Annotated in this window: 21 protein-coding genes; 12 read left to right on the top strand and 9 right to left on the bottom strand. The window is 71.5% G+C overall.

Annotation, left to right across the window (positions count from 1 at the left end):
- The first annotated feature begins 202 nt into the window (after positions 1-202).
- Complete coding sequence (locus K4B79_RS34175; RefSeq protein ID WP_374208538.1) at positions 203-4,165, top strand: nSTAND1 domain-containing NTPase; 3,963 nt, start codon at positions 203-205, stop codon at positions 4,163-4,165.
- A gap of 162 nt (positions 4,166-4,327) precedes the next feature.
- On the opposite strand, the gene K4B79_RS34180 is transcribed toward K4B79_RS34175, so the two are convergent.
- The 5 genes from K4B79_RS34180 to K4B79_RS34200 form a co-directional block, all read right to left on the bottom strand.
- The gene (locus K4B79_RS34180; RefSeq protein ID WP_232031216.1) at positions 4,328-4,639 is read right to left on the bottom strand and encodes a hypothetical protein; all 312 of its coding nucleotides are present in this window, start codon (positions 4,637-4,639) and stop codon (positions 4,328-4,330) included.
- A 133-nt stretch (positions 4,640-4,772) separates the two neighbouring features.
- A complete protein-coding gene (locus K4B79_RS34185; protein ID WP_232031218.1) occupies positions 4,773-5,606 on the bottom strand; it encodes a hypothetical protein in 834 nt (277 codons plus the stop codon).
- Complete coding sequence (locus tag K4B79_RS34190; RefSeq protein ID WP_232031220.1) at positions 5,603-6,316, bottom strand: ParA family protein; 714 nt, start codon at positions 6,314-6,316, stop codon at positions 5,603-5,605. The genes K4B79_RS34185 and K4B79_RS34190 overlap by 4 nt, the downstream gene beginning before the upstream one ends.
- Before the next feature lie 179 nt (positions 6,317-6,495).
- Entirely contained in the window at positions 6,496-7,086 is a 591-nt protein-coding gene (locus K4B79_RS34195) for a helix-turn-helix domain-containing protein (protein WP_232031222.1), read from the bottom strand.
- Entirely contained in the window at positions 7,068-8,573 is a 1,506-nt protein-coding gene (locus tag K4B79_RS34200; RefSeq protein ID WP_232031224.1) for a transcriptional regulator, read from the bottom strand. The genes K4B79_RS34195 and K4B79_RS34200 overlap by 19 nt, the downstream gene beginning before the upstream one ends.
- A 714-nt stretch (positions 8,574-9,287) precedes the next feature.
- Between K4B79_RS34200 and K4B79_RS34205 the strand changes: the two genes are divergently transcribed.
- Positions 9,288-9,869 carry a TetR/AcrR family transcriptional regulator gene (locus K4B79_RS34205; RefSeq protein WP_232031226.1) on the top strand — a complete coding sequence of 194 codons (582 nt, stop codon included), beginning with the start codon at positions 9,288-9,290 and terminating at the stop codon, positions 9,867-9,869.
- A gap of 23 nt (positions 9,870-9,892) precedes the next feature.
- Here the strand turns inward: K4B79_RS34205 and K4B79_RS34210 are convergent, their stop codons facing one another.
- On the bottom strand, positions 9,893-10,519 hold the full coding sequence (locus K4B79_RS34210; protein WP_232031228.1) for an NAD(P)-dependent oxidoreductase: 627 nt from the start codon (positions 10,517-10,519) through the stop codon (positions 9,893-9,895).
- 472 nt (positions 10,520-10,991) lie between these two features.
- Here K4B79_RS34210 and K4B79_RS34215 point away from each other — a divergent pair, with 472 nt between their 5' ends.
- Genes K4B79_RS34215 through K4B79_RS34245 form a run of 7 tightly spaced genes read left to right on the top strand, consistent with a single transcriptional unit; the run spans position 10,992 to position 18,432 of the window.
- The gene (locus K4B79_RS34215; RefSeq protein ID WP_232031230.1) at positions 10,992-12,293 is read left to right on the top strand and encodes an extracellular solute-binding protein; all 1,302 of its coding nucleotides are present in this window, start codon (positions 10,992-10,994) and stop codon (positions 12,291-12,293) included.
- A gap of 7 nt (positions 12,294-12,300) precedes the next feature.
- Complete coding sequence (locus K4B79_RS34220; protein WP_232031232.1) at positions 12,301-13,242, top strand: carbohydrate ABC transporter permease; 942 nt, start codon at positions 12,301-12,303, stop codon at positions 13,240-13,242.
- Complete coding sequence (locus tag K4B79_RS34225; protein ID WP_232031234.1) at positions 13,239-14,075, top strand: carbohydrate ABC transporter permease; 837 nt, start codon at positions 13,239-13,241, stop codon at positions 14,073-14,075. Before K4B79_RS34220 ends, K4B79_RS34225 begins: the two co-directional genes overlap by 4 nt.
- 40 nt (positions 14,076-14,115) lie before the next feature.
- Positions 14,116-15,285, top strand: a complete 1,170-nt coding sequence (locus K4B79_RS34230; protein ID WP_232031236.1) for an ROK family transcriptional regulator — start codon at positions 14,116-14,118, stop codon at positions 15,283-15,285.
- The gene (locus tag K4B79_RS34235; protein ID WP_232031238.1) at positions 15,282-16,832 is read left to right on the top strand and encodes a GMC oxidoreductase; all 1,551 of its coding nucleotides are present in this window, start codon (positions 15,282-15,284) and stop codon (positions 16,830-16,832) included. Before K4B79_RS34230 ends, K4B79_RS34235 begins: the two co-directional genes overlap by 4 nt.
- Entirely contained in the window at positions 16,829-17,440 is a 612-nt protein-coding gene (locus tag K4B79_RS34240) for a nucleoside deaminase (protein ID WP_232031240.1), read from the top strand. The genes K4B79_RS34235 and K4B79_RS34240 overlap by 4 nt, the downstream gene beginning before the upstream one ends.
- The gene (locus tag K4B79_RS34245) at positions 17,437-18,432 is read left to right on the top strand and encodes a sugar phosphate isomerase/epimerase family protein (RefSeq protein WP_232031242.1); all 996 of its coding nucleotides are present in this window, start codon (positions 17,437-17,439) and stop codon (positions 18,430-18,432) included. Before K4B79_RS34240 ends, K4B79_RS34245 begins: the two co-directional genes overlap by 4 nt.
- Positions 18,433-18,450: 18 nt before the next feature.
- Here K4B79_RS34245 and K4B79_RS34250 read toward each other — a convergent pair whose 3' ends face one another.
- Entirely contained in the window at positions 18,451-19,746 is a 1,296-nt protein-coding gene (locus tag K4B79_RS34250; RefSeq protein WP_232031244.1) for an MFS transporter, read from the bottom strand.
- A gap of 172 nt (positions 19,747-19,918) precedes the next feature.
- Here K4B79_RS34250 and K4B79_RS34255 point away from each other — a divergent pair, with 172 nt between their 5' ends.
- Both K4B79_RS34255 and K4B79_RS34260 read left to right on the top strand, forming a co-directional pair.
- Positions 19,919-21,970, top strand: a complete 2,052-nt coding sequence (locus K4B79_RS34255; RefSeq protein ID WP_232031246.1) for a phosphocholine-specific phospholipase C — start codon at positions 19,919-19,921, stop codon at positions 21,968-21,970.
- Positions 21,971-22,033: 63 nt separating this feature from the next.
- Positions 22,034-22,879 carry a phospholipid scramblase-related protein gene (locus K4B79_RS34260; protein WP_232031248.1) on the top strand — a complete coding sequence of 282 codons (846 nt, stop codon included), beginning with the start codon at positions 22,034-22,036 and terminating at the stop codon, positions 22,877-22,879.
- A gap of 82 nt (positions 22,880-22,961) precedes the next feature.
- Here the strand turns inward: K4B79_RS34260 and K4B79_RS34265 are convergent, their stop codons facing one another.
- The gene (locus tag K4B79_RS34265; protein WP_232031250.1) at positions 22,962-23,906 is read right to left on the bottom strand and encodes a hypothetical protein; all 945 of its coding nucleotides are present in this window, start codon (positions 23,904-23,906) and stop codon (positions 22,962-22,964) included.
- A complete protein-coding gene (locus K4B79_RS34270) occupies positions 23,903-24,712 on the bottom strand; it encodes a phosphatase PAP2 family protein (RefSeq protein WP_232031252.1) in 810 nt (269 codons plus the stop codon). Before K4B79_RS34270 ends, K4B79_RS34265 begins: the two co-directional genes overlap by 4 nt.
- 208 nt (positions 24,713-24,920) lie before the next feature.
- Between K4B79_RS34270 and K4B79_RS34275 the strand changes: the two genes are divergently transcribed.
- Positions 24,921-25,535 (top strand): TetR/AcrR family transcriptional regulator, encoded by a 615-nt coding sequence (locus K4B79_RS34275; protein ID WP_232031253.1) that lies wholly within the window; start codon positions 24,921-24,923, stop codon positions 25,533-25,535.
- The last annotated feature ends 94 nt before the right edge of the window (positions 25,536-25,629 follow it).

The following is a 25,629-nucleotide window of genomic DNA, read 5'->3' on the forward strand; positions in this document are numbered from 1 at the left end:
GGTGCTCCGGCTCCGCAGGAACAGACGCTGGCAGGCGAGGAGTTGATCGGCAGCTCCCTGATGCAGGGCAAACAACATGAGATCGATGACCCGCGTTGTTCGGTGGCACGTGCGGCTGCTGTCATCAACACCACACTTCACCTGCTTGGGGGTTTACTCCTGATCACGGCGGTCCGTATGTTGATCGCCGCCTGAACCGCCCATGGAACTGTCGAACCGTCATGTGTGCTCGGCAGCCCATGACTTAGAAGTGGGTGACCCCGTGGGACGTCCTGAAAGACCGCTGGACCCAAAGGCCGGGCCCGCGCAGCGCCTTGCCCACGAACTACGGGAGCTGCGCCGGGCCGCCGGATCCCCCTCATACCGGGCGATGGCCCAGGAAGCCGGGTTCTCGCCGACGACCCTGTCCCAGGCGGCGGCCGGGGAACGGCTGGCCTCACTCGCCGTCCTCCAGGCGTACGTCAGGGCCTGCGGCGGCGACCCGGCGGAATGGGAGGTGCGCTGGAAGGAGGCCGAAGCGGCGGTCACCGCGGCCGTGGTGGACGACAGTGGGGACGACCTGCCACCGTACCGGGGCCTTGCCCGCTTCGAAGCCGACGACCACGCCCTGTTCTTCGGCCGCGACCGGCTGGCGGAGGAGCTGTGCGAGCTGGTCTCAGCCCATCGCTTCGCGGCCCTTTACGGCGCCTCAGGCAGCGGCAAGTCCTCCCTGCTGCGCGCCGGATTTCTCCCCCGCGTCCGCGGGGACATCGCACGGCGGGAATGCGGCACGCTGCTGCGGCTGCTCACCCCGGGGCCCAGACCCGCCGAGACGTACGGGCGTCTGCTGGCCAACGCCGACACCGAACACGAGACCTTGGTGGTCGTCGACCAGTTCGAGGAGGTGTTCACCCTCTGCCGGAACGCGGCGGAACGGGCCCGCTTCATCAACCTGCTGCTCACCGCTCGCGATTCGGGCTCCCGGCTACGCGTCCTCATCGCCGTACGCGCCGACTTCCACGCACGCTGCGCCGAACACCCCGGCCTCGCCGACGTACTGCGCCACGCCGGACTCGCCGTCGGCCCGATGACCGCCGACGAACTGCGCGAGGCGGTGGTACGCCCCGCGCAGGCCGCCGGCCTGCGGGTGGAACGGTCCCTGACCGCGACCCTCGTCGAGGACGTTCTCGACCAGCCCGGCGCCCTGCCCATGCTGTCGCACGCCCTGCTGGAGACCTGGCGGCGCCGCAAAGGCCACATGCTGACCACCGCCGCTTACAAAGCGGCCGGCGGCCTGACCGGCGCGATCGCGGCGAGCGCCGAGGAGGTGTACGGCAGTTTGTCCCCCGCCCAGGCAGTCGCCGCCAGGCAGCTGTTGCTGCGGCTGGTCGAGCCCGGCCGCGGCATCATCGACACCGGGCGCCCCCTCACCCACGCCGAACTCCGGGAATGCCGTCACCCCGACTTGCTCGTGGTCGTGGAACGACTCGCCCGTGCCCGGCTCCTGTCCGTCGACGAGGAGGGCGTACGCCTCGCCCACGAGTCACTGCTCGGCTGCTGGCCCCGGCTGCACGGCTGGATCGACCAGGATCGCGAACGGCTGCACCACCACCGGCGGCTGACCGAGGCGGCCCACATATGGCTGGAGCACGACCGCGACCCCGATAGCGTCTACAGGGGCAGCCGGCTGGCTCGTACGGAAGAGGTCTTCTCCGACCACCAGCGTGACCTCGCGCTCACCGAAACCGAACGCGCCTTCCTCACCGCCGCGTTCGAGGCCCGTGACGCCGAGCGCCGGGCCGCCGTCCGCTCCACTCGCCGTTCCCGCACCCTGGTCGGTGCGCTCTCGGCGGTCCTCGCGGTGGCCCTCGTCGCGGGTCTCGCCGCGTGGCGGGAGCACAACGACAACCGGCTCCAGCGGACCCAGAACACAGCCCGCCGCATCGCCGCCGTCGCCGACGGACTGCGCACCACCGACCCCCGCGCGGCCCTCCTCCTTAGCGTCGCCGCCTGGCACATCGCCGCGCTCCCGGACACCCGCCGGGCCCTCCTCGGCTCCCTTGCCCAGCAGGAGACCGACGCATTCAGCGACCCCGCGTCCGGCCACCGCTCCCAACGCTTCCTTGCTGACTCTGGGCGCACCCTCCTCAGCGTCGACGACCACACCTGGCAGACCTGGAACCTCGACACTCGCCGCGTCACGGCCTCCGGCCGCCTGCCCGAGGGGGAGGTACTGGCCGCAGGCCCGGACGCCCGTGTCCTGGCGATCTCGGAGGCGGACGGTGACGAGCACGTGCGGTTGTGGGACGTGCTGGCGAGCCGTTGGACGGGGGGCGGGTCGCTGGCGCCGGGCTGGGAAGGGATCGCTTTCGGCGCGAGCGGGCGTAGTTATGTGGTCGGCGAACCGGGCACGGATGGCGACGGTGGTTCGGGCTCAGACGTCGATGCGGACGTCGTACGCGTGCACGCCGTGTCGGATGGCGCCGTATTGTTTCAGACTCGGGGGGCGACCGCCGCGAACGTCACGCCCAGCGGCGACAACCGGCTGGTGGCCGTCTGCCCGACAGGAAAAGCGCCGCAGGTCCGGGAGATGGGCCAAGGGCGGTTACGGCACGGCGCGTGGGAACGGGCCCGGGAGGTTTGCGGTGCCGATTCGCGTGTGGTGTTCGGGGCCAAGGGACGGTTCGCTGTTGTCACCGGGGACCGGGTGCGTGTGTGGGATGTCCGTACCGGTGACCGGGTCGCCGAGGTCCGTGACCCGGGTGTGCGGCATGCGTCGTTCAGCAGGGACGGGGCGTTCCTTGCGACGGCGGGGACGGGTGACGAGATCCGCGTCTGGCGCCTCTCGGCCCCGACAGCACCCGTCCTGCGGCACCCCCTCAACAATCAGCACCTGCACGGCGGTCTCGCCTGGGACCCAGGCTCGCCCGTCCTGCGCTATCTGGAGGGCGGCACCGTCCACACCCTCGACCTGACGACGACCGTCACCGCCGCCTGGCGCGACCGCCCCGTGGACGGCGTGCAGCTCAGCCCGGACGGCCGCCTGTTCGCCACGGCCCAACGCACCACCAGCGGCTACGGCTTCGAGCTACGTGCCACGGCCACCGGACGCCTCGTCCGCGCCCTGCCGCCGGCACCGCTGCCGGTCGCCGTCGAAGGCCAGGACGACGGCGAAGCAGAGGAAGGCGATGCGGTGCAGGTCGGCGGCGATACGGAGGACGCCCGACAGAGGCGTGGCAGTGCGGACGAGCGTGGTGGCCGGGAGGGGATGCGGGTCGCGCCCGCAGACACGGCCCCACAGATGGCGTTCAGCCCCGACGGCGGCAGGTTCGTGTACGGCGTGACTACGCCCGGCAGACAGGCCGGGCCGCAGCGGTTCACCGTCTGGGACCTGGCCCACGATCGCGAACAGAGCAACCTGGACTTGGGGGCGACGCAGTCAGGCAGGGCTGTGACCGCGCTCGCCCTCACCCCCGACGGCCGCACCCTCATCACCACCCGCGCCTCAGCCGGCGGCGAACCGAGCAACGAGGTCTGGGACACCGCGACCCGCCGCCGGACGAGGGTCCTCACCGGCCCGGACCTGGCCGGCGCGCGACTCGCGCTGAGCCCCCGTGCCGAACTGCTCGTCGGGGACAACTGGGTGGCCCGCAAGTCCACCGGCAGGAGCGCCGCCCTGGACCTGGTTCAGGGCGACCGCATCAGCGCGCTGGCGTTCAGTCCCGACGGCAGTCGCGTGGCGGCGGGAGACCGTACCGGACGGGTCGGCCTGTGGGACGGTGACCTGCGCCGCCGCGCCGGTGTCCTGCCCAACATCTTCCCAGCCCCGCTCGGCGACACCCCGGAAGCGGTGAGCGCCCTCGCCCTCAGCCCCGACGGCCACACTCTCGCCGTAGGCGGCGACGCGGGCACCGTCCAGCTCTGGGACACCGCCACCCAGCAGCCCCTGGGCGGCCCGCTCCTCACCCCCGGCGAGCGCATCGCGTCCCTCGCCTTCAGCCCCGACAACACCGCCCTCTATGTCGGCGGAAGCCACGTCCCTCTCCATCGCCATCCCATCGAGCCCACGCGCAGCATCACCCACGTCTGCGCCCGCGCCGGCTATGAAGACCTGACCAGGATGGAGTGGTCCGCATACGTGCCGGACGTGCCGTACAGGAGGGTGTGCGGCGACTGGGGAGCGTAATCGGTTGTGATCAACAGGTGGACCGGAAACACGGATGTGCGCCACGAGGCCTGCTGGCAGGCTGATGGGCGCGGGGTGCTCAACTACCAGCTGATCCCGCGTCCTGGCGAGCGCACGGCGCTGCCGGAGGAGCGATTCGAGCGCGGCTCTCGTGCGTCCCGGTCATGGCATGTCCAGCCGGGTCGAGGCTGGGTCGGGTGGGTAGCCCTTTGCGCGGAGCCAGGTGTCAAGGGCCAGGGCGACGATGTCGCCGTGGGGAATGTCCTGGTCGGCGTTGTAGCGGCGGATGCGTCGCTGGAGCTCCAGGATGTCGGGGACGGCGTAGTTGAGCTGTCCGCGTTTGATGTGGCGGTTGCCGATGACCGCGAGAGTGTCGGGATGAGGAGTGAGCGGATCGCCGGTGGGCTCGGAGTGGGCTTCGAGTGCGTCTGCGATGTCGCGCAGGCGACGGGCGTGGTGGGTGAGGTCGGGCACGAACGTTGCTCCGGTCGGTCCGGCTAGGCGGCTAGTTAGCCGCCTATTGGGCTATTGGAATAGTCGGCGGAAGGGGCGGCCGCGCACTCAGTGAGCTTTCCGGGCCGCAGCCGCCCCTGTGCCGTACGGTGGGTCAGAAGCCGCGGGTAGTAAGCCATTCGTCCAGCGCGACCGAGACGATGTCGCCCATGGGCAGGTGATCGAGTTCGTTGTCCAGCGCGAAGCGCTTAATCCGCTTCTTCAGCTTCAGCGCAGCGGGGACCGAGGCGTCGAGGCTCTCGCGGGCGATGATGCGCTGATTGAGGACGACCGCCGCCTCGGGGATGTCCTTGGGGCGCCCGGGCCCGTGTTCCCATGACGTCCCGTTGGTGGGTGCCGCATGCGAACCGGGGTGGTGCTCGTACTGCGGACCGGGCGTTCCGCTGCTTACCGGGAACGCCGTGCTGGTGGCAGGCGGCAGAACCGCATGGCGTACGGTCATCTCAGCTCCCTGAGTCGGCCCGTTCTGCGAATCGTGCTCGGCCGACTGTGCGGGCTGGACCGTACGTGCTGCGGGCTCGGGGGCCGGGACCGGAGGTGGCACCTGCCCCTCCATTGCCTCCCCAGCGGATTCCGTCCCCGCCTCGGGGGCGACGTCAGCGGGGCGAACCGGCTGACTGGTGGCCGGCTCCGGTACGGGGCCGCTCGGCGCTTCGGCAGTCGGCTGGGCTGAAGCCTGTGCCACTTCGGGCACCGCCTCGGTCCTGCCGTGCGCCGATGCCTCGGCGGGAACGGCGGAAGGTGCGGGCTGAACCTGCGCCTCGCCCGCATGGGGACGGCCTTGGCCCTGGGCAGTGGTCTGTTCGGCGGCGTACTGCTCGGGGGTGAGCTCGGCGGCGGGGGGAGGGGGCGGCGGGGTCGTCTTCTTGGCCCCGCCGCCCAGGGTGCGGCCGGTGCGGCGGGCTGGGGGCTTCATGCGCTCGCTCATGCCGTGAGCTCCTTCATCAGTTCGGCGTACTCGCTCAGCTCGGTGGGGATCTCGCCGAAGGCCTCCATGTAGTGCACCCAGGAGTGGATGACGGTTTCGGCGAGCGGGAACGGCTCGTCGCGGTCCGGGCCGATGCCCTCGCCCTCGGCGGGCTCCAGCAGCTTGTCCTTTGCGTTGCGGGGCAGGCTGGTGCGGTCGTCGGCCTTCACGAGGACTACGTGGGCGGTGACGTCGCGGGTGTTGCGGGCGGCGGCGCGCTCGGCCTCGTCGAAGGTGGCCACGAGCTTGCGGCGCTCGATCTTGGTGGGGGCGACCGGCACGAGCAGCAGGTTCGCCTCGGTGACAGCCTCGTGGAAGATGCGGGCGCTGCCGCCGCCGGCGTCGACCACGATCGCGCCGAACTCGGCACGCTTCTCACGGATGTACTCGGCGATGTCGTCGAACGGGTACCGCTCGACCACCAGGTTCTCGGGGATCTCGAAGCCCTCGGCCTGGGCGACCTTGAACCAGTCGTAGGCGGACTGGCTGGTTGCGTCGGCGTCCAGCAGCAGTGTCGGCAGCTCCAGGACGACGGCGTAGTAGAGGGCGATGAACCAGGCGGAGGTGGTCTTGCCGGTGCCGCCCTTGAGCATGCCGACAACGATCACGAAGGCGTCCGAGGCGCGGGCTGTGGCCGCCGCCAGGGTCTTGGTACGAGTGTTCTCACTCACGTGTGCTTGATCTCCTGAATCTGGAAAGGTGCGTTGACTTGCATGCGTCGGCGAGACGGCCGATCGGTGGCGGGTGTCGGCCGACGGCGGAGGGGCCCGTGCTGCCGTGCCGTGTCCGGGATGGCGCACCGTCGATCCCTTGTTCTGCGGGGCCCAGCCGTGAGCCCCTGCTGGCGCCCTCATGACCGCTTCCTCGGGGTGCGGGCCGGGCCGTGGTTGTGCTTGGGCCGCATGTGGGTGCCCGCCTGGTGCAGGAGCCGGTAGACGTTGGCGACGGAGTAGTTGCATTCCTGGGCGAGGTCCGGGACCGAGGCGCCCGCCTCATACCGGGCCCGCAAAGAGAGCGCGAGCTTGTGCCGTTCGGCGGCCCGGGCTGCGGCGCGCATCCGCAGCGTCTGCTGCGTGGTGCGCACGGTGCCACCAGCCTCGATCAGCAGATGCCGAGCAGCACGCCTCGTCCCTCCCGCGGCTGCGGCGAGCTCGGTGAGGGTCGCGCCATGCACCTCGTACAGGGTGCGCAGGCGGGCGGCGAGTCGTTGCCGTGCTTGGGGGTCCTGGCGCATCCGACGGGTCTGCCACGACGTACGCATCACCGTCCCGGCTTCGTGCAGCCGGTTGAGGACCGTGCCGTACGACAGGCCGCTGGCGGTGACGAGCTCGTCGACCGTGGCCCCGGACTCGTAGCGCTCGCGCAAGGCTTCCGGGGTTACCGGCTGGCTCTGAGCAGGGGTGGTTGGAGAGTGTTGTGGGTTCATGCGGCGGAGTTCCATTCTCTGAGGGCTTCGGCATGGGCGGCGGCCAGCTCGTCGTAACTGCGCTGGTCGGCTGGGGTGATGAGGATCAGGCGGCCGTCCGTGGCGACCCGCCAGTCGGGAGCGGCACGGCCGCTGGCCGGGTCGAGGACCCGCCCGTCGGGGGCATGCCACGCGGGCGGGATCTCGTCGGGACGTGGCGCGGGGATCAGGACCTGGCGGCCGTCGCGGACGATCACCACGGCGTTGCTGCGGTGCTCCGCAAGCCGGTCCAGCACTTCCCGGTAGGCGGCGCGTTGGGCCGCGTGCAGGCCCTTGCGCCGGGCGGCGAGGCCCGTGGTGCCGTAGTGCTCGGCCACCGTGTCCCAACCCTTGGCTGGCACGGCGTCGAGCCCGGTAACAGGGACAGGGAGACTGCTACCGAGGCCCTCCAGGGCACGTGGCGCGAGGGTCCAGGTCTCCCCGGTGTGCTGGACGAGGCCGTGGCCGGCCAGGCGGCGCAGAGTCCTATAGGCGGTGGCGCGGGAGACGGAGGAGGTACCGACGAGCTCGGCGACTGTCTGGTGGGGGCGTTGGTGCAGGGCGCTGATGAGCATGAGGGCGGCGCTGCCGAGGCCGTGGTGGGCGAAGGCGTCGTGGCCCATCAGTCGGCCGAGGACGGTGGAGTCGATGTCGGCCGTCGTGGCGGTCTCAGGGGTGGGCCACTCCTCAAGTGCCGGGTCGGGGGGGAACTGAGTGGTCCGGAAACGAGACAACGGAGCAGGGGCGCCGTGACTGGGGGCGCTGCCGTAGTCGAGGTACCAGGTGGAGCCCTCGCGGCCGTGGCCGACCCGCAGGCGGCGCAGCCAGCCCTGCGGCTTGAGGACGGTCTCGTAGACGGCCCGCAACGTCGTGCGGGAGATCCCGGCTTCCTCCGCCGTCTGCCGCTCACTGGCGTGGTGCAGTGGGCCGCCCGCGATCTCGGCGAAGGTCAGATGGGCCCGCAGCACCCGCAACGCGGTCCGTCCCCGCTCCCCGCGCCACGGCGTGGTCTCGATGTGGTCGCGCAGCCCGGCGAGAACCTCGTACGCGTCGTGCCGGGAGCCCAGCGCCCTGGTGGTGCTGACCACTTCCGTGGCGCTGGCCCAGACCCGGCGGATGTAGTCCAGGGCGCGCGACTGCCCGGAGCGCAGGGCGATGTTCCTCGCGTGCCATCCGCCTTCGTGGTCGGGGTGCAGCAGGAGCTGGGTCAGTTGGTCGACGGTGCCGCCGGCGCGGGCCACATGACATGCGATGGCCGCGGTGATCCGGTGCCCGTGCTCTGCCGCCCCCTGTCGGTCCGCACGCAGGGCCACGGTCCGGCCGTCGGAGGCGAGTCGGCTGTAACTGCCGGTGGCGTAGCGGCCGGTGAGGTCGCCGAGCAGAATGAGATCGGTAGCAGCCGACGGAAGTCGGGCGTGACTGAGAATGCCGCGGAATTCGGTGGAGTTCCGTTGAGAGAGGGCGTCATGGGTGCTGTGTGGCACGGTGGGGTCGTCTCGCAAAGACGTGGACGCCACCCAGGCCCGCTAAAACCACGGGTGGTGTCCGGAACCGACCTCCATCGGCGCCAGAAAGGTCTCCAGAATGGCCGTCCTGGAGGCCCTCGTAAGCCTGGCCCCGAGCGGAGGCAGGCGTCCCCATCGCAGCTCGACCGAGGTCGAACCAGAGCACCGCCAGAGAGGCCCACTGCTGATCCACACCGGTCAACTCAGGTCCCCGAAGGCCAGTTTCAGAGGTCGTTGCCTCTGACTGCCTCTGAACGACCCGGGTCGAACCGGGGTCGAATCAGAGCGGTTTCCTCTGACTGCCTCCGATCGCCTCCGCAACCCGTCCTAGCAGGTCACAGCCTCATCGCCCCCACACAAGCGCAGGTCAGAAAGGTGCGCTAGCTGTACCACTGGTTCCTGGCGAAGGCGGTCATGTGCGGCATGGTGATCCCGTCCCTGTCGGCGGGGCGCCCTCGCCCCGCGTGCCGTGGTTGGACCCAGATTCGCGACGCCCGCCACCGCTCGGCAAGGCGGCTTCTGCCAGGCGGAAGTCCTTCTGCGAATCCGCTGGTCAGTGGGGGCGTGTGCCTGCTGGCGAGCAGCGGTGCGCGGTGGTCCTGCCGGGGCCGGTAGTAAGGTGGAGGTAAGCGGACTGATGTCCGCTACAGGAATCGAGGAGGTTGGGGCGTGAGCCCGGAAGGAGGAGGGGGAGTGGAGTCCGGAAGCGGCGGGCCGCAGCGCTCGGACGCGCTGCGCAACCGGGAGCGGATCCTGGAGGTGGCGCTGGCCGAGTTGTCGCGCGCCGAGGACGTCCCGCTGAGTCTGATCGCCAAGAAGGCGGGTGTCGGGCAGGGCACGTTCTACCGCAACTTCCCCAACCGGGAAGCGCTCGTCCTGGAGGTCCACGGGCACGAGGTGCGGCTGCTCACCGACGCCGCGACGGAGCTGCTCCGGGACCGGGCGCCCGACGAGGCCCTGCGTGCCTGGATGGACCGGCTCGCCCGCTTCGCCGTCGCCAAGATCGGCCTGGCGGACGCGATGCGCCGGATCGTCGGCACGTCGGACGGTCCGGCGCAGCCGGGATACAAGCTGGTGGTCGAGGCGATCGGGACCCTGCTCGCGGCCAACCACGCGGCCGGCACCATCCGGCCGGGGGTGACCGTCGAGGACTTCGTCCTGCTCATCGCCGGTATCTGGGAGATCGACCCCGGCGGGGACTGGCGGACCCGGACCGCCCGGCTCCTGGACCTCGTCACGGACGGGCTGCGCACGGGAGCGCCCGCGCGGGGGTGACGCGGCGGAGCCGTGGCCCGGTGTCAGTCCGTGATGACGGCGTCGCGCCGGATCCACTCGGGGCTGCGGGCCGCCTTGTGGAGGAAGTCGGCGACATCCGCGCGGCTGATCGTCGGGTTGCCCTTCATCGGGAGACGCTCGCCGACGAGGTAGCCGCCCCGGGCGGGGGCCGTTGTCAGCTTGGTCGGGTAGACCAGGGTCCAGTCCAGGCCGCTGGAGCGGATCTCCTTCTCGGAGATCTCCTTGTCGGCGTAGACGTTCCGCAGGAGCGTGCTGTAGATGGCCTTCTGCACGGCACTCGCCGAGCGGTAGGTGTCGCCCACGCCGAACGAGGACAGCCACACCAGGCGGGAGACGCCCGTCTCCCTCGCCGCGCCGATCACGGCCGAGGCGGCGCCGGTGAACAGGTCGTCGGCGCGCACGGACGCGCCCCTGCCGAGCGCGGAGACGACGACGTCCTGCCCGGCCATGGCCCGGGCGACATCGGTCTGCGAGGTGGCGTCCCCGGCGACCACGGTGACCCGGTCCGCCAGGTCCCGCATCGCCTCCGGCCGGCGCGCCAGGACGGTGACCGTGTCGCCGGCCCGGACGGCCAGGTCGACGACGTGCCGACCGGTGGGGCCGGTCGCACCGAGGATGAGCAGCTTCATGGCGAGGGGGCCTTTCGTGCGCGTGACGGATGCGGGGAGAGTGCCCGCGAGACCTAAGCGGACAGCTGTCCGCTACGTTGGGAACGGTACCGGACTGCTGTCCGGTTAGCAATCGTGGGGTGTGATCGCGGGGTCTGTCGTGCGCTGGTGGCGGCCCTCCGCGGCGGACTCGCGCGGCTGCGGAGTCGCCTGGTCGCCTGGAGTGGCGTGGAGCCCTCTGGGGTCGCCTGGAGCCGCCGCCCCTCTGTGATGCGGACTCGCCTGAAGTCGCCGCCCCTCCGCGAGCTGCGCGCGGCCCCGCCCGCTCGCGCGTCACCCGGTGTATTGCCTGGTCGGAGGCACTCCCCCCGCCCCCGGACCGATTTCGCTACAAGTTCCGAAATTATTGAGCGCGGCACTCGCCACGTGGCCGAAACACACCCTTCCTAGCGTCGCTGTCGACCAGCAGGCCCGCATGGGACAGGAGCCCCGAGTGCCCGATCTCTCCCGACGCCACGCTCTGAGAATCACCGCCGGCATGGCGGTTCTCGGCACTCTCGGCCTCACCGGCTGCGGGCGCGAGAACGCCACCACGACCGCCAAGGCCTCCGCCCGGCCCGTGGACGACTCCCCGGCCACCGGCACCGTCAGCGTCTGGGCCGCCCAGGGCGACGCCGACGTGCTCGACAAGGTGATCAAGCCGTTCAGGGCCGCGAACCCCGACGCCACCGTGACCTTCACCCTGATCCCGAACGCCGAGTACTACACCAAGCTCCAGTCCGCGATCGCGGCAGGCAAGGGACCCGACCTCGCCCAGTTCTTCCCCGAGTCGCAGGCCCAGTTCCTCGACCCGGCGACCCTGCGGCCCGTGCCCGAGGGGCTCGTCGACCCGGCCCGGTTCTTCCCGAGCCTGTGGGACGCCGGAGTCGTCGGCGGCGTGGCCTACACGGTGCCCTGGTACGCGTACACGTACGCGCTCGTCTACCGATCGGATCTGGCCAGGAAGGCCGGTGTCGCGGCGCCCACCACCTGGGACGCCATGGTGCCGTTCCTGAAGGCGCTCCAGGACGCGGGCGCCGCGCGCGGACTCGGGGCCGACATCGGCTGGGACGTCTTCAACGGCCAGGACGTCGCCATGTACGCCTGGCAGGCCGGCGGTTCGCTGGTCTCCTCCGCCGGTAAGTGGACGCTGAACACGCCCGCGATGGTCGACGCCCTGGAGTACAACGCGTCCTTCTTCACCTCGAAGGCCGCCGACACCGCAGGGCCCACTTTCCTCGACGCCCAGCCGTACTTCGTCTCCGGGAAGACGGCCTCCATGATCACCGGCCCGTGGGTGATCGGCCAGCTCGACACCGCCGCCGGGAAGCGCGGCTGGACGGCCTCCCACGTCGCCACCGCCCCGCTGCCCGCCGGTGCCTCCGGCAGCGTCTCCTTCGCCGCCGGCGGCAGCTGGGGCGTACTCGCCGACAGCGACAACGCGGACGCCGCCTGGAAACTCGTCCGGCACCTCGCCCGGCCGGACACCCAGGTCGCCCAGTACGGGGCCTACGGCTCGCTGCCCGCCGTCTCCTCCGCCTGGAACGACCCCGCGATCAAGGGGCAGCCGCTCCTCGACGCCTACTTCACCCAGTTGAAGAACACCCGCGCCTTCCCCCGGGTGAGCACCTGGCAGCAGGTCGCGACCCGGCTGGGCAAGGAGACGGAGGCCGTCGCCAAGGGACAGCGGAGCGCGGCGAAGGCGGCGGCGAACATCCAGGCGTACGCCGAGAGCGTCGGCACCGGCACGAAGTGAGCGGCCGATGACCACCACCCTCGCCCCGCCGCCCCGGAAGACCGCGGTTCTCCCGGACGCGGCCCCGCGCACGTCGTCCCGCACCCGCCGCAGCGTCGTCGCCTGGCTCTTCCTCGCCCCGTTCACCCTCCTCTTCCTGCTCTACACGGCGATCCCCGCCGTCGCCGCCCTCGGCTTCAGCCTCACCGACCTGCGCGGCGCGGACCTGCGCACCCCGCTCGCGGTGAACTTCACCGGCCTCGACAACTACGTACGGCTCTTCCAGGACGACAGCTTCCTGCGGGACATCGGCAACACGGCCCTCTTCGTCGCCGTGGGCGTGCCGCTGACCATGGGCATCGGGTTCGCCCTGGCCCTCGCGCTCGACTCCGGCATCCAGCGGCTGCGCGGCGCCTTCCGCACGGTCTTCTTCGCACCGGTCGTCACCAACGTGGTGGCGTCCGCGCTGATCTGGCAGTACGCCTTCCATCCGAACGGCACCGTCAACCAGGCGCTGTCCATGGTCGGCCTCGCCGGACCGAACTGGCTGGACGATCCGGACCTGGCCATGCCGGTCGTGGTCCTGCTCGGCGTCTGGCGCAACTTCGGCACCGCGATGGTGCTGTTCCTCGCCGGGCTCCAGGCGATCCCGCGGGACGTGTACGAGGCCGCCGCCCTGGACGGGGCCGGCCGGTGGCGCCAACTGCGGCACATCACCCTGCCGTTGCTGCTGCCGACCACCCTCATGGTCTCGGTGCTGCTGACCGTCTTCTACCTCCAGGTCTTCGACGAGCCGTATCTCCTCACCGACGGCGGCCCGCTCGGCTCCACGGAGTCGGTCGCGCTGTACACCTACCACCAGTTCGGGGCCGGCCAGTTCGGGATGTCCTCGGCCGCGTCCTTCGTGATGCTGGTGCTGGTGGGCGTCGTGAGCGTCGTCCAGTTCAGGCTGCTGAGGTCCCGCACATGAGCACCCCCATGACGGCCGCGCCGAAACGCCCCGTCCTGTACGGCGCGTTGATCCTCTGCGCCCTGCTCACCCTGCTCCCCTTCGCCTGGGGCGTGAGCGGTTCGCTGCGCGGACTCGACGAGATCCGTTCCGACCCCGGCTCCCTGCTCCCGCACCACCCCACCCTCGGCAACTTCACCCGGCTGTTCGAGACCCGGGGCTTCGGCCGGTTCGCGGTCAACAGCGTCGTCGTCGCGGCGATGGTGGTCGCCGGGAACATCGTGGCCGCGTCGGCCGCCGGCTACGCCCTCGCCAAGCTCGACTTCGCGGGCCGGCGGCTCGCGTTCGGCACGGTCATGGCGGCCCTGATGGTGCCGTTCACCGCGGTGTTCGTCACGCAGTTCGTCATCACCGTCGACCTGGGTCTCGCCGACACCCTCGCGGGGATCGCCCTGCCCGGCGCCGCGCTGCCGATGTCCGTCTTCATCATGCGCCAGTACGCCCTGTCGGTCCCCGACGAACTCCTCGAAGCGGCCCGCATCGACGGCGCGGGGGAGTTCCGGATCTTCTTCGGGATCTTCCTGCCGCTGGCCGGACCCGCCGTCGCCACCATCACGATCATGTCGTTCCTCACCTCGTGGAACAACTTCATCTGGCCGCTGATCGTCGCCCAGAGCATGTCCACCTACACCCTCCCGGTCGGCCTCGCCGCCACCAGCCAGGCCGCGGCCCACGTCACCGACTACGGCCTGCTGCTCGCCGGCGCGATCGTCGTCATGCTGCCGGTGCTGGTGCTCTTCCTGTGCCTCCAGCGGTACTTCGTGCAGGGCATCGCGGGAACGGGGATGCGATGAGCGCGACGGTCACCGTCCGGACCCGGCCCGAGGCGCGGCCGTGCTGACGGCCGGGATGAACCAGAGTGCCGTACGACGGGTCAACACCTCCGTCGTCCTGCGGGCCCTCGCGGTGTCGGCCGGGCCGCGGAAACTGACCGAACTCGCCGAGCAGACCGGTCTGTCCCGCCGTACGATCGAACTGATCCTGGACTCGCTGGTCGAGGCCGGACGGGTGGCGGAGCTGGACCGGGTCCCCCTCGACGGCTCGGCCGGACGCCCCGCCCGCCGCTATGAACTGCGCGCCGAACACGCCCTGTTGGCCTCGGTCCGCATCACCACCGTGGACGTGTCCGCGCTCGTCGCCGATGTGCGGGGCCGCGTCCTCGGACGGGCGCGGCGCCCCTTGCGCGCCTACCAGGACCCGGGGGCGACACTGGACGACGCGGCCGAACTGGTCCTGCGCGCCCTCGACGACGCCGGTGGTTCGACGGACCGGCTGCGCGCCGGGTCGATCGCGGCCGGCGGCGCCATCGACGACGAGGGAGTCGTACGGCGTCTGGTGCACACCACCCGCTGGGAGGGCGTCCAGCTGCCCGGCGAACTCGGGCGGCGCCTGCCGGTGCCCTGGTTCGCCGACAACGACTCCAACCTCGGTGCGCTGGCGGAGCGTTGGCGTGGAGTGGCCGCCGACCACGACAACGTCGTCTGGGCCGTGCTCGGCAACCGCACCGGCCTCGGCATCCTCATCCGCGGTCACGTGCACCGCGGGCTCGACGGGGCCGCGGGCGAGATCGTCGAGGCGCGCTCGATACCCGCCGGTTCGGTCGAGGACCGGCAGGTCGCCTGGCTCACCTCGCCCCGGCCCGAGCGGCGTGCCGTCGCCCTCGCCCGGTACGAGGCGGCCCGCACGGGCGACGCCGACGCGCTCGCCGAGGTCGGCGAGTTCGTGGCGAACATCGCCTCCATCCTCACCACCCTCACCTGGACGATCGCCCCGTCGCTCATCGTGCTCGGCGGCGGCCTGGAGGACGCGGCCGACGTCCTGCTGCCCCGGGTGCGCGCCGCGCTGCGGGACGCCCGCACCCCGGCGGTCGAACTGCGGGCCACGGCCCTGGGCCACGACGGCCCGCTCGTCGGCGGCATCCGGCTCGCCCTCGACCGCATGGACACCGAACTGTTCGGCCCGCTGGTGACCCCCCACACCTCACGCTCACGGAGCCTTACTTGACGCACACCCCCCGCACCGACGTCCTGGTCGTCGGCAGCGGCATCATGGGGTCCCTCGTGGCCCGCCTGCTGCGCGACAGCGATCCGGCACTGCGTATCACCGTGGTCGACGGCGGCAGCCCCATCGGCCCGGCCCCCGGCGTGCACCTGCACGACGTCGACGACCCGGACCTGTGGTCGCGCTACAACGACCGGGTCGGCACCGGCGTCCAGGGCCTGTACACCGGGGCCGAGGTGGTGCGCGAGGTCGCGGGCGGCCTCACCGACCTGACCCCCGGCATGTTCCACGCGCTCGCCTTCGGGGAGGACGCCGAGGCGATGCCCGCGGCGGCCCTCGCCTGGAACGCGGGCGGCATGGGCGTGCACTGGACCGCCGCGACCCCCCGGCCCGCCGGGGACGAGGTGTTCGACCACGGAGACCCGGACCGCTGGGCGGCCGACCTGGACACCGCGTCCCGGCTGCTCGGGGTGGCACCCCGAGCCATCGGCCCGACCGAGGTCGGCCGGACCGTCCTCGACGTCCTGCGCCGCCGCTACGACGGCCTCGGACCGGACGACCGACGCCCGCAGGCCATGCCCATGGCGGTCACCACGACGGCCTCGGGCCCCATGCCCCGCACGGCCCCCGGGACGATCTTCCCCGCCCTCGCGACCGGCGGCGACCCGGCGTTCACCCTGCTGACCGGCACCCTCGTCACCTCGCTGGTACATGCCGGCGGCCGGGTCACCGGCGCCCGGCTGCGCCGCGTCCACGACGGCGCCGAGTCGGAACTCCACGCGGACTCCGTCGTGGTGTGCGCCGACGCCCTGCGCACCCCGCAGCTGCTGTACGCCTCCGGCGTCCGCCCCGAGGCCCTGGGCCGCCGCCTGAACGAGCACGCCTTCGTCAGCGCCCGCGTCCTGCTCGACCTGGACCGGTTCGCCGTCGGCCTGGCGGACCTGCCCCTGCCGCGCCCCGGCGAGTTCTGCACCGACTCGCTCTGGCTGCCGCACAACGGCCCGGCGCAGCCCTTCCACGGCCAGATCATGAACCGCACCTACGTCGACGCCTCCGGCCGCGCCCTCGCGCACTCCGTGGGCCTCTCGCTGTACGTGCCCGTCGAGTCCCGTCCCGAGAACCGGCTCGTGTTCTCGCCCACCGAGACCGACCTCGCCGGGATGCCGCGGATCCGGATCGAGTTCGCCCACTCCGCCGCCGACCGCGCCCTGATCCGCCGGGCGCTGGACGAAGTGCGGTCCCTGGCCGAGGAGTTCGGCCCCTTCGACCCCGCGACCGAGTGCGCGCTGCTGCCACCGGGTTCGTCCCTCCACCTGACGGGTACCGTCCGCTCCGGCCCCGCGGACGACGGCACCAGCGTGTGCGACCCGGACGGCCGGGTCTGGGGCTTCGACAACCTGTATCTCGCGGGCAACGGAGTCGTTCCCACCGCGATGGCCGCCAACGTCACCCTGACCGGCGCCGTCACCGCGGTACGGGCCGCCCGAGCCGTCACCGCACGCCCCGCACACGACAGCGCGCTCGTCGCGCAGGGAGAGGTCCGACCGTGATCGACATCGCCAGGGAGTACCACGTCGCGCTGCCCGCCTGGATCGACGACGAACTCGCCGGCACACCCGGCGTCCTGCCCGACCGCGAGGACCGGATGCGCCTGGTGCACCGCCTGGCCGACCGCAACTGGCGGGAGGGCAACGGCGGCCCGTTCGCGGCCCTCGTCGCCGAGCGCGAGAGCGGCCGTGTCGTCTCCGTCGGGGTGAACGTCGTCCTCGCCTCCGGCGTCTCCAGCGCGCACGCCGAGGTCGTCGCCCTCGGCCTGGCCCAGACCGCGCTCGGCGGCTGGGACCTCGGCGGCGAAGGCCTGCCGGCCCACGAACTGGTCGTCAACTGGCGTCCGTGCGTGCAGTGTTACGGCGCCACCCTGTGGTCCGGGGTGCGCGGCCTGGTGGTCGCGGGCGAGGGACCGGAACTGGAGGAGATCACCACCTTCGACGAGGGCCCCCTCGGCGCGGACTGGGCCGAACAGTTCGAGGCACGCGGGATCGACGTCGTGCACGACGTGCTGCGCGACGAGGCGCTCGCCGTGTTCCGCGCCTACCGCAAGGCGGTCGACACCGAGGACGGGGTCGTCGTCTACAACGCCCGCGGAGGCACCGCGTGACCCCGTCCTTCGCGACCGACGTCATCACCTTCTACCACCCGGGCTTCTGGGGCCTCGACTCCGCCGACGCGGTGCGCGAACGCGCCCTTCGGGACGCGCGGGGCTTCTGGGAACGGATCATGGACACGCTGGCCGCCACCGAGGTCACCGGCATCGAGCTGACCTTCGCGCCCGGGGACGTCGACTCGGCCCTGCGCGCCTACGGCAGTCCCGCCGCCTTCCGCCGCGCACTCGACACCCGGGGCCTCGCCGTCGTCAGCGCCTTCGTCGCGGGCGACGACGCCCCCGACTGGCTGGACGGCGACAACCTCCCCGCGATCGTCGCCGACGCCGAGCGCCGCGCCGCGTTCCTCGCCGAGGTGGGCGCCCCGCTGTTGGTCACCGGGCTCCCCATGCGGGCGACCTTCGGCACCCGCCCGCCCTTCTTCGTCGACGCCGCCTACATGGCCCGCATGGCCGACATCGCCCACGCGGTCGGCGAGGCGGTCTCCCGGCACGGCGTGAAGCTCGCCTTCCACACCGAGTCCCACAGCACCCTCTGGTACGAGCGGGACATCGACCTCTTCATGGCCCTCACCGACCCCCGCTACGTCTGGCTCTGCCCGGACTCCTGCCACATCACCCTCGCCGGCGGCGACCCGGCCGCGGTGGCCCGCCGCCACACCCCCCGCATCGCCCTGGCCCACTGGAAGGACGCCACCGCCCCGATCGACACCCACCTCACCATCGACGCCACGATCTACACCCGGCAGCAGGCCTACATGACCGAACTGGGCACCGGCGTCGTCGACTGGCCGGCCTGGGCCGAGGCGATGTCCCGCACCCCCGGCGCGGACACGGTGCTCATAGAACTGGACGAGGCGCCGGATCCCGTCGCAGCGCTGCGGGCAGGAACGGCACTGGCGAAGAAGGCGCTGAGCAGAACTCCCCAAGGGGCGCGGGGAACTGCGCGACCAGCCACGACGAACCAGCAGACGCACAACGACACATAGCGGCACCGCGGTGGGCGCTCAGCGACGCAGGTCCATCCGCGAGGTCTCCGGCAACCGCAGATACACCACCGACGACCCCAGACACAGCACAGCCACGTACCAGGGAAACACCCCGGCATGGCCGACGTCCTTGAGCAGCGTCCCCACATACGGCGCCGTCCCGCCGAACAGCGCCACCGTCAGCGAATACGGGAACCCGATCCCCGCCGCCCGCACCCGCGGCGGGAACACCTCCGCGTTGACGGCCGCGCTGATCGACGTGAACCCGGTGAGCAGCACCATCCCGGCGCACTGCACCAGGAGCAGCACCACGAACGAACCGTTCAGCAGGCCGAGCAGCGGCACGCTCAGCACCGCGAACCCCAGCCCGAAGAACAGCAGCAGGGGCCGCCGCCCGAACCGGTCCGACAGCAGCCCGCCCAACGGCTGGAGCAGGCCGAAGAAAGCGAGCGAGATCGTCCCGGCGAGCAGCGCGTCCGACTTGTCGACGCCCGCGTTGAGCTCGGCGTACGTGGGCAGATACGACGTCCAGGTGTAGTAGGCGATCGTGCCGCCCATCGTGATCCCGCAGATCAGCAGGGACTCACGGGGATGCCTGCGCACGGCCTCCAGAAGCCCCGGCCGGGGCGCCCGCCGCTGCTCCTCGCTGCGGGTCTCCTGCGCGCCCCGCCGGATCCAGAACCCGACCAGCGACAGCACCGCCCCGAGGACGAACGGGATCCGCCAGCCCCACCCGTTCATGTCCCCGTCGCTCAGCGTGTCCACGAGCAGGGTGGCGATGCCGGACGCGACGAGCTGCCCGGCGGTCGTCGAGACGTACTGGAAGCTGGAGAACAGCCCGCGCCGGCCCGGACCCGCCGACTCCACCAGGAAGGTGGTCGACGCGGCGAACTCCCCGCCCACGGACAGCCCCTGGAGCAGCCGCGCCAGGACCAGCACCACGGGGGCGAGCACACCGGCCGCCGCGTACGTCGGTGTCAGCCCGACCAGCAGGCTGCTGCCGCCCATCAGCAGGATGGTGACCGTCAGCGCGCTCCGCCGCCCGTGCCGGTCCGCGATCGCCCCCATCACCAGCCCGCCGACCGGCCGCATGAAGAACCCGACCGCGAACACCGCGAACGTCGACAGCAGGGGCACCAGCGAGTTGTCCGCGCCCTTGGGGAAGATCTCGGCCGCGATGTAGGTGGCCAGGAACGTGTAGGCGTACCAGTCGTACCACTCCACGGCGTTGCCCACGGAGGCGGCGAGGAGCTGGCGCACGGGCCGTTTCGTCGGTGGGGGAGGCGCGGAGTCCGCCCGGGTCGTCTCTGTCACGCCCGCGACCCTCCCCTGACCAGGGGCCCGGCACACCTCCCGTACCTCTGACTTTCACATCAACGCCACCAGACCCTTCCGTGACGTTTGGTGCTCTTGGAACACTCGCTCCGCACACAATTCGTCACGTTCCGGCCATCCGTACCCCCCAGGATGAGAGGCACCCCCCGTCATGCCCGAAGTAAACCGGCGTAGATTTCTCCAACTCGCAGGTGCCACGACCGCGTTCACCGCGCTGTCGAACAGCATCCAGCGGGCCGCCGCCCTCCCGGCGCACCACCGCACGGGGACCATCGAGGATGTCGAGCACATCGTCGTCCTCATGCAGGAGAACCGATCCTTCGACCACTACTTCGGCTCCCTGCGCGGTGTCCGCGGCTTCGGGGACCCGCGCCCGGTCACGGCGTCGGGATCCAAGCCGGTCTGGTACCAGTCCGACGGCACGAAGGACGTCCTGCCCTTCCGCCCGGACGCCGACGACCTGGGCATGCAGTTCATCCAGGACCTCCCGCACGGCTGGAACGACGGTCACGCCGCCTTCAACAAGGGCAAGTACGACAAGTGGGTCCCGTCCAAGGGCTCCACGACCATGGCGTACCTGAACCGCGAGGACATCCCCTTCCACTACGCGCTCGCCGACTCCTTCACCATCTGCGACGCCTACCACTGCTCGTTCATCGGCTCCACCGACCCGAACCGCTACTACATGTGGTCGGGCTACACGGGCAACGACGGCACCGGCGGCGGACCGGTCCTCGGCAACGACGAGAAGGGCTACGGCTGGACGACCTACCCCGAGCGCCTGGAGAAGGCCGGGATCTCCTGGAAGATCTACCAGGACATCGGCGACGGCCTGGACGCCAAGGGCTCCTGGGGCTGGATCGACGACGCCTACCGCGGCAACTACGGCGACAACTCGCTGCTCTACTTCAACCAGTACCGCGACGCCGAGCCCGGCGACCCGCTGTACGACAAGGCCCGCACCGGGACGGACTTCACCAAGGGCGAGGGCTACTTCGACCAGCTCAGGGCCGACGTCAAGGGCGGCAGGCTGCCGCAGATCTCCTGGGTCGTCGCCCCCGAGGCCTTCACCGAGCACCCCAACTGGCCCGCCAACTACGGCGCCTGGTACATCGCCCAGGTCCTGGACGCGCTCACCTCCGACCCGGCGGTGTGGGCGAAGACGGCCCTGTTCATCACCTACGACGAGAACGACGGCTTCTTCGACCACGTCGTCCCGCCCTTCCCGCCGGCCTCCGCCGACCAGGGCAGGTCCACGGTCGACGTCGGCCCGGACCTCTTCAAGGGCGACAGCAAGAACGTCGCAGGGCCCTACGGGCTCGGACAGCGGGTGCCGATGCTCGTCGTCTCGCCGTGGAGCAAGGGCGGTTACGTCTGCTCCGAGACGCTCGACCACACCTCGATCATCCGCTTCATGGAGCGCCGCTTCGGTGTGCACGAGCCCAACATCTCGCCCTGGCGGCGCGCGGTCTGCGGCGACCTCACGGCGGCCTTCGACTTCTCCCGCAAGGACACCAAGCCGGTCGCGCTGCCGGACACCGACGGCTACGAGCCGCCGGACCGCGAGCGCCACCCCGACTACGTGCCGACCCCGCCCGCCCACCCGGCCCTGCCCAAGCAGGAGCCCGGCCTGCGCCGCACCCGCCCGCTCCGCTACGCCCCGCACGTGGACGCCGCGGTGGACCCGGCGGCCGGGAAGCTCACGCTCACCTTCGCCTCGGGCCCGAAGGCGGCCGCCGCGTTCCTGGTGACCTCCGGCAACCGCGCCGACGGCCCCTGGAGCTACACCACCGAGGCCGGCAAGACGATCTCGGACACCTGGAACTCGGCGTACTCGAAGGGTTCCTACGACCTGAGCGTGCACGGTCCCAACGGGTTCCTGCGCACCTTCAAGGGCGTGAACAAGGCGGCCGGTCCCGAGGTCACCGCCCGCCACCACGGCGACGACGTCGAGCTCACCCTCACCAACAAGGGCTCCGGCGCGGTGCGGTTGAAGGTCACCGACGGATACGGCCGCAGGGCCAGGACCTTCACCGTGCGGCCGGGTGCCGTGGTCAGGCACGTCGTCGATCTCGCGGCGAGCCGGCGCTGGTACGACCTGACCGTCGTCTCCGAGTCCGACCCCGCCTTCCTGAGGCGATTCGCCGGACATGTCGAGAACGGGCGTCCCGGCGTCAGTGATCCCTCTGTAATCACCGGGTAAAGCCCCTAGGGGGGCCACCGACGAGGTGGCCGGATCGCGATGGTCCCGGGGTAGTGTGCCCCGGTGACCACGCATTCGAACACACCTGCAGGCTGGTACCCGGATCCGCACGGGGCGCCCCAGACGCTCCGTTACTGGGACGGCGCGCAGTGGACCCAGCACACCAACGACCAGCAGCAGGCGGCCGGGCAGGCCCCGCCGGTGCAGCAGGCGGCCCCGCAGATGCCGCAGCAGGCGGCCGGTCCCGACCCGCGCGTCCAGCGCCAGGTGCACCAGCAGGCCGGCGTCGCGCCGAGCGGTGCCGGCGGCGGCAGCCTGTTCTCCGAACCGGTGCTGGTGGTGAACCAGAAGGCCAAGCTGATCGAGCTGACCAACGAGTACAAGGTCATGGATCAGAACGGCAACCAGCTGGGCTCGGTCGTCCAGGTCGGGCAGAGTGCCTTCCGCAAGATCGTCCGGTTCCTCTACAGCATCGATCAGTTCATGAAGATCAGGCTGGAGATCCGTGACGCGTACGGGCAGCCGGTGATGCTGCTGACCCGGCCGGGGAAGATCTTCAAGTCACGGGTGATCGTGGAGCGTCCGGACGGCTCGCCGGTGGGTGAGATCGTCCAGCAGAACGTCTTCGGGAAGATCAACTTCGCGTTGAACGTCAACGGGCAGCAGGTCGGGGCGATCAAGGCGGAGAACTGGCGGGCCTGGAACTTCGCGATCGTCGATCACGCGGGGAACGAGGTCGCCCGGATCACGAAGACGTGGGAGGGGTTGGCCAAGACGATGTTCACTACCGCGGACAACTATGTCCTCCAGATCCACTATCAGCTGCCGGAGCCGTTGTTGAGCCTTGTCGTGGCCACGGCGTTGACGGTCGACACGGCGTTGAAGCAGGACGCGCGTGGGTTTGGGTGACGGGTCGCTCCACTGGGGTGCCGCGGGGGGTTGTCGGGCGGCTGCGGGTGGGTTGTGGCTTGTCGCGCAGTTCCCCGCGCCCCTATCGGGGCGCTGTTAGGTGCCCTGGTTCTGATGGGCGGGGCACCTTTACGTCCCGTAGTGAGGGTTCCAGGGCCAGGACCGCTGCCACCGGGTGGTCTTCCTCCACCGAGATCGGCGCCGGCGTCGGCGTCGGTACGCGGCTCAGCAGGAGCACGCCCCAGGACGCCAGGCCCGCTCCCGCCAGGGCCAGGAGGATGCCGGCCGCGCCCCCGCGCAGGCCCTCGCCCAGGAGGGAGAGGCCGATGATCGCGGCGGCGAGCGGGTTGGCGAGGGTGACGACCGCCAGGGGTGCGCCGAGGCCGTCGCGGTAGGCGGTCTGGGAGAGCAGGAGGCCGGCGGCCGCGAAGGCCGCGACCAGGAGCGCGACGCCGACGACCTGGAGGCTGAGGAGGGACTCGGAGCGGTCCGTCGCGGCGACCGTCACCGTCTGGGTGAGCGCCGAGGCCACGCCCGAGGCGAAGCCGGAGGCCGACGCGTGGCGCAGGCCGGGCCGGGTGCCGGGCCGGGCCAGGACGCCGATCAGGGCCGCCGTCACCGCCGCCACGGTCACCGCCTCGGACGTGCTCAGGACGTTCCCGGGCGCGGAGCCGGACGCGACGAGCAGGATCGCGGACAGGCCGAGCAGGGTGTAGGCGGTGCCCCGCCACTCCGTCGCGCCGACGCGCCGCCCGGCGATGCGCGCGCCCATGGGCACCGCGGCGACGAGGGTGAGCGCGCCGAGCGGCTGGACCACGGTGAGCGGTCCGTACTTGAGGGCGACGACGTGCAGCAGTGCCGCCGAGGCGTTGAGCAGGACCGAGCTCCACCAGGCGCCGGAGCGCAGCATCCGCAGCAGGCCCGCGCCGGGGTTTCGGGAGGCCAGCCGTTCCTGGGCGACGGCCGCGGCCGCGTAGGCGACGGCGGAGAACAGGGACAGGACGACGGCGAGCAGGGTGGCGTTCATCGGCCCGCTCCCACGAGGACCTGCTCGTCGGCCTGCTCGCCGGTGGGCGCGGCCTTCTCCCGGACGCGTCCGGCCGTGGTGGCCGTCCGGCGGGGCAGGTGGATCACGGCGAGGGCGAGGCCCAGCACGGCGGCCGCCACGATCGCGTCCAGCCAGTAGTGGTTGGCGGTCCCGACGATCACCAGCAGGGTCAGCAGCGGGTGCAGCAGCCACAGCCAGCGCCAGCGGGACCGGGTCGCCACGATCAGGCCGATCGCCACCATCAGCGCCCACCCGAAGTGCAGCGACGGCATCGCCGCGAACTGGTTGGAGAGGTGGTCGGTCTGCGGCGGGCCGTACACGGAGGGGCCGTAGACCCGGGCGGTGTCGACGAGACCGGCGGCGGCGAGCATCCGGGGCGGGGCGAGCGGGCACACCAGGTGCACCACCAGGGCGGTGGCGGTGACCACGGCCAGCACCCGGCGGGCCCACACGTAGTGCGCCGGGCGCCGCAGGTACAGCCAGACCAGGAAGGCCACGGTGGCCGGGAAGTGCACGGTGGCGTAGTAGGTGTTCGCGAGGTGCACCAGGGTGTCGCCGTGCAGCAGCAGGGACTGCACGGAGCCCTCGCCGGGGAGATGGAGCGTCCGTTCCCAGTCCCACACGCGGTGCGCGTTGCGGAAGGCCTCGGCGGTGTGGCCGGTCGCCAGCTGGCGACCGAACTTGTAGACGAGGAAGAGCCCTGCGACGAGCAGGAGCTCACGGACGATCGGCGGTCGCGCTATCGCGGCCGGCTTCTCTTGTGAAGGCTCGGTGCGGGCATTCATCCCCCGGCCCTTTCGCTGGCGGTGGTGCGTGCGGTCGTACACGGCTGAGCTTGTGACTGTCCGAGTACGCGAAACTCATCGATACGAATGCGTTCCGATACGACACTGTACCGATACGGTCGGGTACCGGTACAGTGGCGTATCGATAGACGTACGCCACACTGGAATGCGAGCCCCTGGCCGCAGGGGCAGCGAGGAGAGAGAGCCGATGACGTCGCAGGCCGCGGACGGACCGGTCACGGTCGCCGCCTCGCGCCGCTCCAAGATCTCGCGCGAACGTGAGCAGGAGTTGTTCGACGCCGTCCTCGAACAGATTCAGGAGTGCGGATACGAGGCCGTCACCATGGAGGGCGTGGCCGCCAGCGCGCGGTGCAGCAAGTCCACGCTCTACCGGCAGTGGAAGACCAAGCCGCAGTTCGTGGTGGCCGCCCTGCGCTCCTGCCGGCAGTCGCGGCTGGCCGGGATCGACACCGGATCACTCGCCGACGACCTGCGCGAGGCCGCCCGGGCCACCGCCCGGTGGTCGACGACCGACACCAAGCTCCTCCAGGCGCTCGGTCACGCCGCGACCCAGGACGCGGAGCTCGCGCAGGCGCTGCGCGAGGCACTGGTGAACCCGGCGGTCGCCGCGCTGCGGGAGATCCTGCGGCGCGGGGTCGAGCGGGGCGAGGTCGACGCCGACCATCCGGCGCTGGAGTACATCCCCGCGCAGATTTTCGGTGTCGTGCGGGCCCGGCCCGTCATGGACGGCGAGTACGCCGACCAGGACTACCTGGTCCGCTTCGTGGACGCGGTCGTGCTGCCCGCACTCGGCCTCACCTGAGACCGGGCCGCCGTACCGGGACGACCGGACGGCGACCCGTCCGCGCCGCACCGTGGGGACGGGGGCGGCGCGCACCCCCCGGCCGGGTGGGGCT

The organism is Streptomyces lincolnensis (assembly GCF_021173675.1).
In the GTDB taxonomy this organism is placed as follows: domain Bacteria; phylum Actinomycetota; class Actinomycetes; order Streptomycetales; family Streptomycetaceae; genus Streptomyces; species Streptomyces lincolnensis_B.

Coding starts and splice junctions, on each gene's coding strand:
- K4B79_RS34175 (WP_374208538.1), top strand. CDS start 203: ATGGAACTGTCGAACCGTCATGTGTGCTCGGCAGCCCATGACTTAGAA.
- K4B79_RS34185 (WP_232031218.1), bottom strand. CDS start 5,606: ATGAGCGAGCGCATGAAGCCCCCAGCCCGCCGCACCGGCCGCACCCTG.
- K4B79_RS34195 (WP_232031222.1), bottom strand. CDS start 7,086: ATGGAACTCCGCCGCATGAACCCACAACACTCTCCAACCACCCCTGCT.
- K4B79_RS34210 (WP_232031228.1), bottom strand. CDS start 10,519: ATGAAGCTGCTCATCCTCGGTGCGACCGGCCCCACCGGTCGGCACGTC.
- K4B79_RS34220 (WP_232031232.1), top strand. CDS start 12,301: ATGACCACCACCCTCGCCCCGCCGCCCCGGAAGACCGCGGTTCTCCCG.
- K4B79_RS34225 (WP_232031234.1), top strand. CDS start 13,239: ATGAGCACCCCCATGACGGCCGCGCCGAAACGCCCCGTCCTGTACGGC.
- K4B79_RS34255 (WP_232031246.1), top strand. CDS start 19,919: ATGCCCGAAGTAAACCGGCGTAGATTTCTCCAACTCGCAGGTGCCACG.
- K4B79_RS34265 (WP_232031250.1), bottom strand. CDS start 23,906: ATGAACGCCACCCTGCTCGCCGTCGTCCTGTCCCTGTTCTCCGCCGTC.
- K4B79_RS34270 (WP_232031252.1), bottom strand. CDS start 24,712: ATGAATGCCCGCACCGAGCCTTCACAAGAGAAGCCGGCCGCGATAGCG.
- K4B79_RS34275 (WP_232031253.1), top strand. CDS start 24,921: ATGACGTCGCAGGCCGCGGACGGACCGGTCACGGTCGCCGCCTCGCGC.